The following is a 10,946-nucleotide window of genomic DNA, read 5'->3' as shown; positions in this document are numbered from 1 at the left end:
CCGCACGACTGACGTCCCGGTCAGGAACGTCAAAGCGAACAAGCCTCGCGAAGTTTCCGATGTTGTCTAGGCCCACCGTCAAGCATCAGCTGGGACCAGAACGTCAAACATCACCTGGGACTAGACAAACGTCAGGCAGGTGGCTCACGCTCCGAAGGTCAGTAGCGGCACGTTATAGAGGTCCGGATTCTGCGGACGTGTCATGACCGGTGACGTGACCTCAACAACGAGCATCTCGACGAGGAACTGAACGCGGGCACTTAGCAAATGGCTTGTGTGTCCGTTCGCTGAACGCGCCTTCTCACCAAGCGAGGTGTGGATGTGCGGCAGCACAGTGTCTGTCTCGGCGTCGTAGGCAAGGGTGCCGCAGCCCATCGCTTCGACCCCGGTCAGGTGCACCTTGCTCCACACCGGGGCCTCGGGATCCTCCAGCTTCTCGCATGCGCCCACGATCTCCGCCTCGGCGAAGCCGGCGATGAACATGGGGATGTAGCCGTGTCGAACCCCGTTGCTACGGCAGAACTCAGCGAGCGTGGGAAAGAAATCGTCGCCGTGGTCGAACGCCACCCCGAAGGTCCGGCCGGTGGTCAACTCATAGCTGCGCAAGACAGTCCTCTCGGAAGGTTGGAGGTCTCATCAATGGATGATGCGGAAGTGCTCTGCGATCTCGCCTTGGCCGGCGCCCCGCATCAGGAGCAGCTGCAAGAGGATCCGAGCCTTGATCGGTCCGAGGGTGTTGGCTGAGATGAGGCCACGGGCGAGCAAGTCTGATTCCGATCCCGGGAACCCGTAGGTGTCCCTGAGTACGGGCCCTGCCCCCGTACGCGTCGCGAGGATCACCGGCATCCGCTTGGCCAGGTCTGTGAGCGTGTCCACACAAGCCATGGGGACGTGCCCGGCACCAAAGGCGGCGACCACGAGACCATCGACCTGTGTGCCGATAGCCTGGAGCACAGCGCCGTCATCGCCCAGACCGATGAGCGCCACAGCGGTCCGGACGTCGGGCTTGGTCTTCTGGAGCGGGATCTTCGGCTGGTCGCCTGGATACGTCCACACACGAACTTGGTCTTCGGCGACGTAGCCGATTGGTCCGGGGTAGGACGCGAACGCCGTGGGGCTTGTGGCGTGAGCCTTGCGAACCCAGCGAGCCGCATGAATCTCTTCGCCGAACACGACGACCACACCAGCCCCCCGGGCTTCCTTACTCGCCGCGGTACGAATCGACGCAAGTACGTTGGCCGGCCCGTCGGCGCCTGCCATGCTCGCGTTGCGCATCGCTCCGGTGATCACGACTGGCATTTGGCCGGAGTAAACCAGGTCGATCAGGTATGAAGTCTCTTCGATTGTGTCTGTGCCCTGCGTAATGACCACACCGTCGGCGTCGAGCGCTTCGATCTCTCTGACGAGGTCGAGCAAGTCGCTGAACGCCAGTGAGGCACCTGGCAGCCTTCGAAAGTCGCGGACCTCGACCATAAGGCCGGTCTCGGCAAGGCCTGGGACTGCTGCCACGAGGTCATCGGCTGAGAGCGTGGGGGTGGCTCTGCCCGCCTCCTGCGAGGTCATTGCGATGGTGCCACCAAGCGAGAGCACCACAACGCGCCGCCGCGTGTCCGTCATCTGTTCCGTTCCTTCCGGTGTATGGCTCGCAGGCTAGCCGTCAGCAGGCAGTGAACCGACATACGCGCAGGCTGCGTCGATGCCGGCGGCCGACACAAGGCGGCTTCGGGCCTGGATCAGCCCAGATGTACCTTGCTTGCCGAGTTGCGCGCACCGCTGGATCAACCAGCCCCACGGGAGGTCGAGGTACTGGGCCAATTCCCTCAAGCGTTGCCCTGCAGTCGGGGCCTCGATGATGGAGTCAGTTGCTACGTCCCCGGCAGCGTTGGTGAACTCACGCACGATGGAGGAACGGCCGGTCACGTCGACGTGCCACATGCCGTCGCCACGTACCCAGTTGGCGATGATTGCTTCCTTGTTGGGTGACACCACGAACCCTTCAACTGCCTCGTACGAAGGGTCGCTCGTGAACTGAGCCTGGATGCCTAGCGATTCCATGAGCGCCACTGCGAGGAAGAGCAAGATACGTTCGTGCCGTGGTGAGGCTCTGACAACCGCTTCGGGTACGCAGAACGCTCGCGTGCTCGCGCCCCCAAGCGCCCTGGTTGTTGCTTGAAGGTAGGGGTACTTGTGATCAAAGATCAGCCACGCACTGGCCTCTTCACCTCGCTGCTCACGCGTCCAGAACGCTGGCAACTCAGGCAGATCCGGAAGTGCCTTGAGAATGTGACGTGCACAGAAATCTGATCCGAGCCACATGTGGGCAACGGCGTTCAGTCCGGGCGCTGCTTCTCGGCTCACGGCTGAGGACGACAGGCGGTCGTATCGCTCGAGGTCCGTTCGCGTCTCTGCCAAGGCCTGGTCGTCGGCCTGCAGGGCATCGTCGTAGTTGGACACTGCCCAGAGGATGCCGAATGTCAGATCATCAAGTTCATAGGCAAGCGGCGCGGTGACCTCTTGAATGCCTGCGCTGCGAGCGAGCCGCCTTCCGGCGTTCCGGCCATCGAGTACGTAGAACTGTGGCGCTTCTTCGTCACCAGCAGCCCCGATGAGCAAACCTCGGCCTGGCCGATCCAGAAAGCTGCTGACACGACGTTGGTCAGGCAGGGAAACGATCGCTCGTCCACCCTCGATCCTTGCGGGATGAAGCTGCAAGGAGAGGTCAGACCCAAGCATCGATCGTCCGCCAGGCATCAAGGCGGTCCAGTCGACTCCATGGTCGGGCACCGGCTGGGAAAGCCGCAGGTCAGGCCATTCAGCGGCAACCGCCTTGGCGAAGCCAAAGGGATCGTTCACTGCACTGATTGCTGGAGCCCCAATGGGCGTGCCCGCGGTCGGTCCGGTCCCCCCTTGACTAAGTAATGCGGCAGCACTCCCCACCAGAAACGACCGTCGATCGACCTCAGCCCACACGTTGCCCTCCTCATCCATCCGCAGCTTCATCGTGCCTGCGGCAAGGGCGCCCTGGAGATCAAGCGCGGAAGTGTCCACATGGTTTGACTGCCTGGCTAACCGTGTGCGCCCATCGCGACGTTGAGCATTGGCAAGATCCCAGAGGCGGGCTAACGTCCCGCCGGCACCAAGCACCTCGTCACAGGCCAAGGCCACATCACGAGAAGGGAAGCGCGTTGCCTTCTCGACCTTGCTCAACGTGTCGCCACTGGTGAAGACTCGCGCACCTAGTTGATCCTGTGACAGGCCTCGAAGCTCCCTCCAATGCCGAAGCTCTGCCCCGAAAAAGTGCTGGGCGGAGTCAGTCGGTGAGAGCTTCCTCGGCGCCTGGGCCATGACTCATGCCTCTCATGTGGACAGCTACGGCACCGCGCCCGTGTCCACATCCGGCCCATGGAGATGTCGAGACTGCTGAGCGTCAATGGATGTAGGCCCGGTTGGTCCGGCGCGAAGCCATGACGGATGGAGCTGAAGCGATGGAACGGAGTCAGGATCAGAGGGACGCATTGCTGCGCCGCATGAGTCTCATCCGCGCGGAACTGGACGAACTCGCCTGTCGTGTCGCCTTGCTCACGAGCGCTTTGGGAACACAGCAGCTTCGATCGCAGCCATGCGGCCAGCAAGGTCGTGGATCGCGTTCTGGATCTCGGCGAGTTGAGCCAAGAGTGCATCGTCACCCTGCGCCCCTTGCTCCGGGCCGGCCGGGCGGACGAACACGCCCTTCCCCTGCTGCCCGATGACCAGCCCCTCGGTGCGGAGCACGCTGATCGCAGCCTTGACGACGCTCGCCGACACCCCGTACTTCGCGCACAGCTGCGCTGTTGACGGCAGCGAGTCCTCAGGCGCCAGGTCCCCGCGCTGAATCATCTCGCGCAGCGTCTCGGCGATCTGGAGATATGCAGGTACGCCGGACTTTTCGATCATTTCGACTCTCTTCGCGGTCGTCACGCTTCCAGCTTCGCGGCAAGTCCTGCGACTAGGCAACCCAAGCACTCCTTGACAACTAGGTATGCCAAGTCGACTATGTATGTACCGAGTCCTCAATCCCTCTGGGAGGCAAGATCATGCGTCAGATCCCTGTGGACACCGCCGCCATGACGGTGATGCTCATCCAAGCTCCTGAGCCGAAGATCAAGAACCGGGAGACCGGTGAGGTCGCGATCGACAAGCAGTCCGGCAAGACCCTGTTCAACGTGAACGTCGCGGTGATCGTGGACGGTCGCCCGGACGCGCTGACCATCGTGGTCGCCGAAGACGGGATTCAGCCGGACCTGTTCCCCGGTGCGCCGGTGGCGCTGCCCGGCCTGGTGGCCAGGCCGTGGGAGAACGACTTCGGGCACGGCATCAGCTACCGCGCCACCGCCGTGATGGCGCAGCAGGTCCCAGCCGCCGCCAACGGCAAGGGCTGACCGCCATGTCCGGAGGAACGCTCTTAGCACTGGCGGTCATCGCCACCGCCCTGCTCCTGGTGGCCCGCGTCAAAGCCCCCGCCGTGTACTGGACGCTCGTCGGCCTCCCGGCCGCGCTGTACCGGATTCTCTCCTCCTACCGCCAGACGATGGAGGCGTGTGAGCTGACTGTTGCTCCGCCGTGGTGGAAGGTCTTTGCCAAGAAGCTGTCCGCCGGTGAGCAGCAGGCCCGTCCCGGTGTTCCGAAGCTGCGGGGTATTCGTCCGACCCGTACTGGTCTGGTGCTGCGTCTGCGGCTGGCTGCGGGCCTGGCCCCGGACGATGTGGTCAAGTCGGCGGAGCGGCTGCGGCACGCGTGGGGTGTGTACTCGGTGCACGTCTTCGAGATCAAGCCGGGTGTGGTCGATCTGCGGATGACCGGCTTCGACATCCTCGCCCACGTGCGGATGCCGCGCCGCCTGGCTGCCGGTCCGCTGTCCGCGACGGTTGCTCTGCGGGAGGACGGCCGGCCGTACGTGCGCAACTATCAGGAGATCCCGCACGGCCTGACGCTGGGTGCAAACAAGTCGGGCAAGTCGATGCACCAGCGCTGCCTGATCAAGGCTCTCGCGCCGCTCGATGTGGCCCTGGTCGGCATCGACTGCAAACGCGGTGTGGAACAGGGCCCCTTCGCCCCGCGGCTGTCGGCCCTGGCCATCACTCCTGATCAGGCCGAAGGGCTGCTGGACGCGCTGGTCGAGGAGATGGAAGACCGCTTCGACCTGCTGTGTCTGCACCAGGGCATCGCCCCGGGCACCCCGCTGGAAGACATCACCTCCGACATCTGGGGCCTGCCGAAGAAGCTGCGCCCGGTCCCGATCGTGGTCCTGATCGATGAGATCGCCGAACTGTTCCTGATCGCCTCCAAGGCAGACGCGGCCCGCCGGGACCATATGGTCACCCAGCTGGTGCGCCTCGCTCAGCTGGCCCGCGCGGTCGGCATCTACCTGGAGGTTTGCGGGCAGCGCTTCGGCTCCGAACTCGGCAAGGGCGCAACCGCGCTCCGTGCCCAGCTCACCGGCCGCGTGGTGCACCGCTGCAACGACAAGCAGACCGCCGAAATGGGCCTGGCCGACGTCAACGAACTCGCCGTCGCAGCTGCGACCAGCATCGCCCCGGAACGGGCCGGTACAGCAATCGTCGGTGATTCCTCCGGCAACTGGACGCGCATCCGCACACCGAAAACGTCCCTGGGTGAAGTCGCCGCGGTGTGCCGCGAGTTCGCGCACCTGACGCCGGACATCCCGACCCTGGCCCCCTTCCGCCCGGCCACCGGCGCTCCGGCATCAGCCACTTCTGCGGCACCGGCCGTCGCCCCGGGCACTCCGTAGCCCCTGCCACTCCACACGGTCGGCGTGACCGTCTCGCGCCAGGTCCCTACCCCCGCCATGCCCGAAAGGAGAAGCCCCCGTGACGGCACCCAAGCGCACCGCCCGCCGCCCGGCCACCAGCAAGCCAAAGCCCAAGCCGTGTCCGGACTGCACCACCGGCCAGGTCTCCGAGTCCTTCCAGGTCGGCGGCCGACGCAAGCACCAAAGCGACGACCGGCAGGAAGCCCTGTGCCTGACCTGCTTCGGCACCGGCCAAGCCCCGACCGAGTGATTCCGCCGGGCGCCGGGCGGCAGGACGCATGAGCCCCGCCCGGCCCTGGCCCCCACACCCCAAGGAGGTGAAGACCCGTGAGCCGCAAGATCCGACCGGATGCGGTGCTGGTGCAAGCCGTGATCGCCGGTGCTCTGTCCTTCGCTCACCTGCACGACATCGCCGTCGCCGCGGGACAAGACGGCTGGAAAGCCTGGGCCTACCCCGTCTCCGTGGATCTGCTCCTGGTCGCTGCATGGCGACGCCTGCGCATCCTCAAGGCTGCCGGTGAGCCCGCGCGTGCGGCGTGGACCTGGTTCACGGTTGCACTCGCTGCCTCGCTCGGTGCGAACGTCGCCACCGCGGGTCTGCTCGACCTGAACAACGTGCCTGCCTGGCTGCGGATCCTGGTCGCCGGCTGGCCCGCCCTCGCGTTCCTCGGCGGCACCCTGCTCGTCCACAACCCCGCCCACCAGGCCACCGACACGGCCCCGGGGCCGGGTGCTGAACCTGCTGCGGACATCGCGGTCACCCGTGACGCACCCGCCCCGGCCCCGGCACCCGAGCCTGCGACCGAGCCGGTTCCCGCGCTGCCGCCCGCCCCGGTACCGGCCGCGCTCCTCGCACACGCCCGGAAGGTCGCCGATGCGCACCGGGCCTCGACCGGCACCGCGATCGATCCCGAGACCCTGCGCGCTCGTCTGGGTGTGCCCGGTCCGATGGCGGATGCCCTCGCCCTCCAGCTCACCGAAAGGACTGACCAGCTGTGAACGTCGAACTGCCGCTGATCGCCGTGTTCGCCATCTTCGGCTACTTCGGGATCAAGCACCTGCGCCCGCCGACCTGGCTGATCGTCGTGCTCCTCCTCGGCGGCTTCCTCCTCGCCGACACCTTCCTGGCCCCGGCGATCGAGTCGGGCACCAAAGCCGGTGTCGACGCCGTCAACGGCACTGCCAAGTGACTTGACCCGGAAGGGAGAACCACTGTGATACGCCCCGATGCGCAGCTCCGTGCCGGACATGTCCCGGCCGACCTGATCCCTCCGGGCGCCGACCCCCGGTCCGTGGTCATCGTCCACACCACGCCCCGCTCATGGACCGGTCCCGTGGTCTTGATCCTGGTCGCCACGGTCGGCGCCTGCGGCCTGGTCTACCTCACCACCGTCGCCGTGCTGTCCCTGGTCCAGGTCGCCGCCACCACAGCAGCAGCGATCAAGGCAGCCGTTCCGACGCTGATCGGCGGAGGCGGACTGATCACCCTCGCCCTGAAGGCACCCAAAACCCCGCGCAAGTGACCGGCCCTCCGGGCGGCCTCTACCGCCAAGTATCCGCCGTCCGGACGGACCGTCCCCTACCCGATCACTCAAACCGGAAGGAACACCCATCATGCCTCAGCGCCCCGCAGCGACCGATCGGATCTGCCCCAACTGCGACGGCTTCCCGTCCGTCGCCATCACCCTCGGCGGCCGCGACCGCGCCGGACACCTGCGCACCATCACCGCGCACTGCCCCGCCTGCCACGGCACCGGCACCGCCCCTGTCTGGCTCGTCACCACGCGTGTGTCCACGGCGGGGCGGTGACCGCATGAGCCTTCCCGTTCCCCAGGTGTTGGCGCTGACGCTGTGGCAGCCGTGGGCAAGTGCGATCGCTTACGGCACCAAGCGGATCGAGAACCGTACCTGGCCGACCGATCACCGCGGCCTGGTCCTCATCCACGCCGGACGCACCACCGACCCGAACGCGAAAGACGCCCCGCTGGCGCGGCCGTTCCTGCGCCGCCCCTTCCCGCGGGGCGCGATCGTCGCCGTGGCCCGGCTGGAGGACTGCCACACCGATGACGGCTGGTGCACGCTCTGGTCCGCCAAGGGTCGCTACCACTGGCGACTCACCGACGTGACCCCGCTCGCCGCGCCGCTGTCCTGGCCCGGCGCACGCGGTCTGTGGACCCCGCCGCCCGGACTGCTCGCCGCACCGCTCCTCGCCGACGCGCTGGAGGCTGCCCGTGGCTGACACGCTCGATCCGACCACCCTGAGCGACCTGCTCAGGGTGGCCTCGGCCCCCGACTTCGACCGCTGGCAAGACCAGATCAAGAAGACCGGCGGATGCGCCCAGCCCATCCACCTCACCGGCTGGACCCTCACCCGCGACAAAGCCACCGGGCGGGTCCTGCACACCTACTCCACCGAAGACGAGCCCGGCGGCCGGCTGCGCATCGCCTGCGGCAACCGCCGCGCCTCCCGCTGCCAGCCCTGCGCCTACCTCTACGCCGGAGACGCCTACCGCCTCGTCCGCGCGGGCTTGTCCGGCGACGACACCATGAACATCCCTGCCGCAGTGCGCGAGCGGCCCCGGGTCTTCGCCACCCTGACCGCTCCCTCCTTCGGCCCGGTTCACAACATCCCCGATGCCGGCCGCTGCCGCTGCGGTACTCGCCACACCGAGGACGATCCCGCGCTCGGCACGGCGCTCGACCCCGCGACGTACGACTACACGGGCGCGGTGCTGTTCAACAACCACGCGGGCGAGCTGTGGCACCGATTCATCAACCGGCTCCGCCGCGAACTCGCCGCCGCCGCCGGACTCACCCAGAAGGCGTTCAAGGAATCGGCCCGACTGTCCTTCAACAAGGTCGCCGAGTTCCAAAAGCGCGGCGCGATCCACTTCCACGCCGTCATCCGCATCGACGGACCAGATGGGCCCGACACTTTGCCGCCGCGGTGGGCCACCACCGAACTCCTCACCGACGCGATCCACGCAGCCAGGAAACATCCGTACACCACAGTGACCGTGCCCGCCGCCGAAGAGCAGCCCGAACGCACCCTGTGCTGGGGCAAGAAACTCGACGTCCGACCCATCACCGCCTTCGACTCGGATGACATCACCGAACAGAAGGTCGCCGCCTACGTCGCCAAGTACGCCACCAAAGCCGCCGAGACCACCGGCACCCTCGACCGCCGCATCGGCGAACTCGCCGAACTCGACCAGCGCCACGTGCCCGAGCACGTACGCCGTCTCATCCGTGCCTGCTGGGACCTCGATCCGCTCTACCCCGAACGAAGGCTCTGGGCCTGGGCCCACATGCTCGGCTTCCGCGGCCACTTCCTCACCAAGAGTCGCCGCTACTCCTCAACATTCACCGAACGCCGCCAAGTCCGCGCCGACTACCGCGCCACCGAACAACGCCGAACCCTCGGCCTGCCCGAGCCCGACACCACCCTCGTCCTTGCTGACTGGCGCTACGCCGGCCACGGCCACACACCCGGCGAATCCGCCCTCGCCGCATCCATCGCCGAAGACATCCGCATCAACCGAGAAACCGCCCGCGAAGCCATCCAAGACGGACAAGCAGTGAAAGGACCCGGAGTATGACCACCGCCGCCGACCAACTGCTGACCGTGCCTGAGGTCATGGCGCGTCTCAGGTTCGGACGCTCGAAGGTCTATGACCTGATCCGCTCGAAGCGTCTGGTCTCAATCACCGAAGGTCGCGCCCGCCGGATCCCCGAACAAGCGCTGCAGGACTACATCCGCGACCGGATCGAGGAGGCTGCCTGATGGCCTCCCAGCGCAAGCGCAACCCCAACGGCGCGGGCACCATCACCAAGCGCAAGGACGGCCGCTATCAAGCCGCCGTCTACGTCCTCCAGCCGGACGGCACCCGCGCCCGCAAGTTCGCCTACGGCAAGACCTGGGCCGAGTGCGACACCAAGCGCCGCAACCTCCTCGACAAGGTCGACCAGGGCGTGCCCGTGCCGACCCGGTCGGCAAGGCTCTCCGAGTGGCTGCCGTACTGGCTGGACCACATCATCAAGCCGCGCCGGAAGCGCACTACCTACGCCAAGTACGAAGTGCACGTGCGGCTTTACCTGGTGCCGATGCTCGGCACCAAGCGGCTCGAATCGCTGAGCGTTGCGGACGTCCGGCGCTTCCTCGTCCAGCTGGAGAAGACGACCACCGCCGCCACCGCCAAGGAATCCCATCGCGTGCTGCGGACCGCCCTCACCGCCGCCTGTCGGGAAGAGCTCGTCATGCGCAACGTGGCGACGATGGTCGAACCTCCTTCGGTCGACGCCCGTGATCTGTCGCCGTGGTCCCTCGACGAAACGCTCGACTTCCTGACCGCCGCCCGCAAGGACCCGCTGTACGCGGCCTTCGTCCTCGCCATCGCTCTCGGCTTTCGCCGTGGTGAGGTCGTCGGCCTTCGTTGGGAAAACCTCGACCTCGAAGAGCGGGAAATCCGCGTACGCACTCAGCGGCAGCGCGTCCGTGGTGAGGTGTACGAGGACGATCCCAAGGGCCGCCGCCGGAAGCAGACCCTGCCGCTTCCCGCGATCTGTGTCGCTCCTTTGCGCTGGCAGCGGATGCGGCAGGCTGCCCAACGCGAGCGGGCCGGGGCTGACTGGAAGGAGACCGGCTACGTCTTCACCACCCGCACCGGGCAGCCCATCGAGCCGCGGAACCTGTACCGCTCTTTCACCCGCGTCGCCGACTCGGCCGGCATCCGAGTCATCCGCCTGCACGACGCCCGACACGGCTGCGCGACCCTGCTCACCGCGGCCGGTGTCGCTCCCCGCGTGGTGATGGAGATCCTTGGGCACAGTCAGATCGCCGTCACGATGAACGTCTACACGCACGTCGTCCAGGACACGCAGCGCGAGGCTGTCAGCCACATGGACCGGATGCTCAAGAGGCGGCCCGGCCGTGAGTGAACGTCCCCGTTGATGTCAGATGGGGATGTCAAAGGCCCCCAGCCATGATCGGCTGGGGGCCTTTGTGCTGGTGGGCGCGGACGGTTTCGAACCGCCGACATCTGCTTTGTAAGTTCGACCAGACGGCCCTGGTGCCTGCCCTGCGCGCCTGTGCCGGGGGTCCGGCATGGCCGCCGGAGCACGTGCGTGACTGCACTTG

General features: G+C 66.7%; 15 protein-coding genes. 11 read left to right on the top strand and 4 right to left on the bottom strand.

Annotation, left to right across the window (positions count from 1 at the left end):
• Positions 1-144: 144 nt before the first annotated feature.
• The 4 genes from ACLB9X_RS19885 to ACLB9X_RS19870 all read right to left on the bottom strand — a co-directional run bounded on the left by ACLB9X_RS19885 (position 145) and on the right by ACLB9X_RS19870 (position 3,957).
• Positions 145-606 (bottom strand): PPC domain-containing DNA-binding protein, encoded by a 462-nt coding sequence (locus ACLB9X_RS19885; protein ID WP_410361718.1) that lies wholly within the window; start codon positions 604-606, stop codon positions 145-147.
• Positions 607-636: 30 nt separating this feature from the next.
• On the bottom strand, positions 637-1,617 hold the full coding sequence (locus ACLB9X_RS19880) for an asparaginase (protein ID WP_410361717.1): 981 nt from the start codon (positions 1,615-1,617) through the stop codon (positions 637-639).
• 33 nt (positions 1,618-1,650) lie between these two features.
• Complete coding sequence (locus ACLB9X_RS19875) at positions 1,651-3,345, bottom strand: helix-turn-helix domain-containing protein (RefSeq protein WP_410361716.1); 1,695 nt, start codon at positions 3,343-3,345, stop codon at positions 1,651-1,653.
• 234 nt (positions 3,346-3,579) lie between these two features.
• Positions 3,580-3,957, bottom strand: coding sequence for a winged helix-turn-helix domain-containing protein (locus ACLB9X_RS19870; protein WP_410361715.1), 378 nt, complete (start codon positions 3,955-3,957; stop codon positions 3,580-3,582).
• A 116-nt stretch (positions 3,958-4,073) separates the two neighbouring features.
• On the opposite strand from ACLB9X_RS19870, the gene ACLB9X_RS19865 reads away from it, so the two are divergent.
• The 11 genes from ACLB9X_RS19865 to ACLB9X_RS19815 all read left to right on the top strand — a co-directional run bounded on the left by ACLB9X_RS19865 (position 4,074) and on the right by ACLB9X_RS19815 (position 10,747).
• A complete protein-coding gene (locus ACLB9X_RS19865; protein ID WP_389234078.1) occupies positions 4,074-4,418 on the top strand; it encodes a hypothetical protein in 345 nt (114 codons plus the stop codon).
• Between the two features lie 5 nt (positions 4,419-4,423).
• A complete protein-coding gene (locus ACLB9X_RS19860; RefSeq protein WP_410361714.1) occupies positions 4,424-5,788 on the top strand; it encodes an FtsK/SpoIIIE domain-containing protein in 1,365 nt (454 codons plus the stop codon).
• Positions 5,789-5,867: 79 nt separating this feature from the next.
• A complete protein-coding gene (locus ACLB9X_RS19855; protein WP_410361713.1) occupies positions 5,868-6,059 on the top strand; it encodes a hypothetical protein in 192 nt (63 codons plus the stop codon).
• Positions 6,060-6,136: 77 nt separating this feature from the next.
• The gene (locus ACLB9X_RS19850; RefSeq protein ID WP_410361712.1) at positions 6,137-6,808 is read left to right on the top strand and encodes a DUF2637 domain-containing protein; all 672 of its coding nucleotides are present in this window, start codon (positions 6,137-6,139) and stop codon (positions 6,806-6,808) included.
• Positions 6,805-6,999: a hypothetical protein gene (locus ACLB9X_RS19845; RefSeq protein ID WP_410361711.1), complete on the top strand. Its 195-nt coding sequence runs from the start codon at positions 6,805-6,807 to the stop codon at positions 6,997-6,999. The genes ACLB9X_RS19850 and ACLB9X_RS19845 overlap by 4 nt, the downstream gene beginning before the upstream one ends.
• Before the next feature lie 24 nt (positions 7,000-7,023).
• Positions 7,024-7,332: a hypothetical protein gene (locus ACLB9X_RS19840; RefSeq protein ID WP_410361710.1), complete on the top strand. Its 309-nt coding sequence runs from the start codon at positions 7,024-7,026 to the stop codon at positions 7,330-7,332.
• 91 nt (positions 7,333-7,423) lie between these two features.
• Positions 7,424-7,618 carry a hypothetical protein gene (locus tag ACLB9X_RS19835; RefSeq protein WP_410361709.1) on the top strand — a complete coding sequence of 65 codons (195 nt, stop codon included), beginning with the start codon at positions 7,424-7,426 and terminating at the stop codon, positions 7,616-7,618.
• Positions 7,619-7,622: 4 nt separating this feature from the next.
• Positions 7,623-8,048: an ASCH domain-containing protein gene (locus ACLB9X_RS19830; protein WP_410361708.1), complete on the top strand. Its 426-nt coding sequence runs from the start codon at positions 7,623-7,625 to the stop codon at positions 8,046-8,048.
• Positions 8,041-9,408 (top strand): replication initiator protein RepSA, encoded by a 1,368-nt coding sequence (gene repSA / locus ACLB9X_RS19825; protein WP_410361707.1) that lies wholly within the window; start codon positions 8,041-8,043, stop codon positions 9,406-9,408. The genes ACLB9X_RS19830 and repSA overlap by 8 nt, the downstream gene beginning before the upstream one ends.
• A complete protein-coding gene (locus ACLB9X_RS19820; RefSeq protein WP_410361706.1) occupies positions 9,405-9,593 on the top strand; it encodes a helix-turn-helix transcriptional regulator in 189 nt (62 codons plus the stop codon). The genes repSA and ACLB9X_RS19820 overlap by 4 nt, the downstream gene beginning before the upstream one ends.
• Positions 9,593-10,747, top strand: coding sequence for a tyrosine-type recombinase/integrase (locus ACLB9X_RS19815; RefSeq protein ID WP_410361705.1), 1,155 nt, complete (start codon positions 9,593-9,595; stop codon positions 10,745-10,747). The genes ACLB9X_RS19820 and ACLB9X_RS19815 overlap by 1 nt, the downstream gene beginning before the upstream one ends.
• The last annotated feature ends 199 nt before the right edge of the window (positions 10,748-10,946 follow it).

The organism is Streptomyces sp. 5K101 (genome assembly GCF_046506645.1).
In the GTDB taxonomy this organism is placed as follows: domain Bacteria; phylum Actinomycetota; class Actinomycetes; order Streptomycetales; family Streptomycetaceae; genus Streptomyces.
The sequence above is the reverse complement of the archived record's forward strand: the minus strand, read 5'-3'. Positions and strand labels throughout refer to the sequence as shown.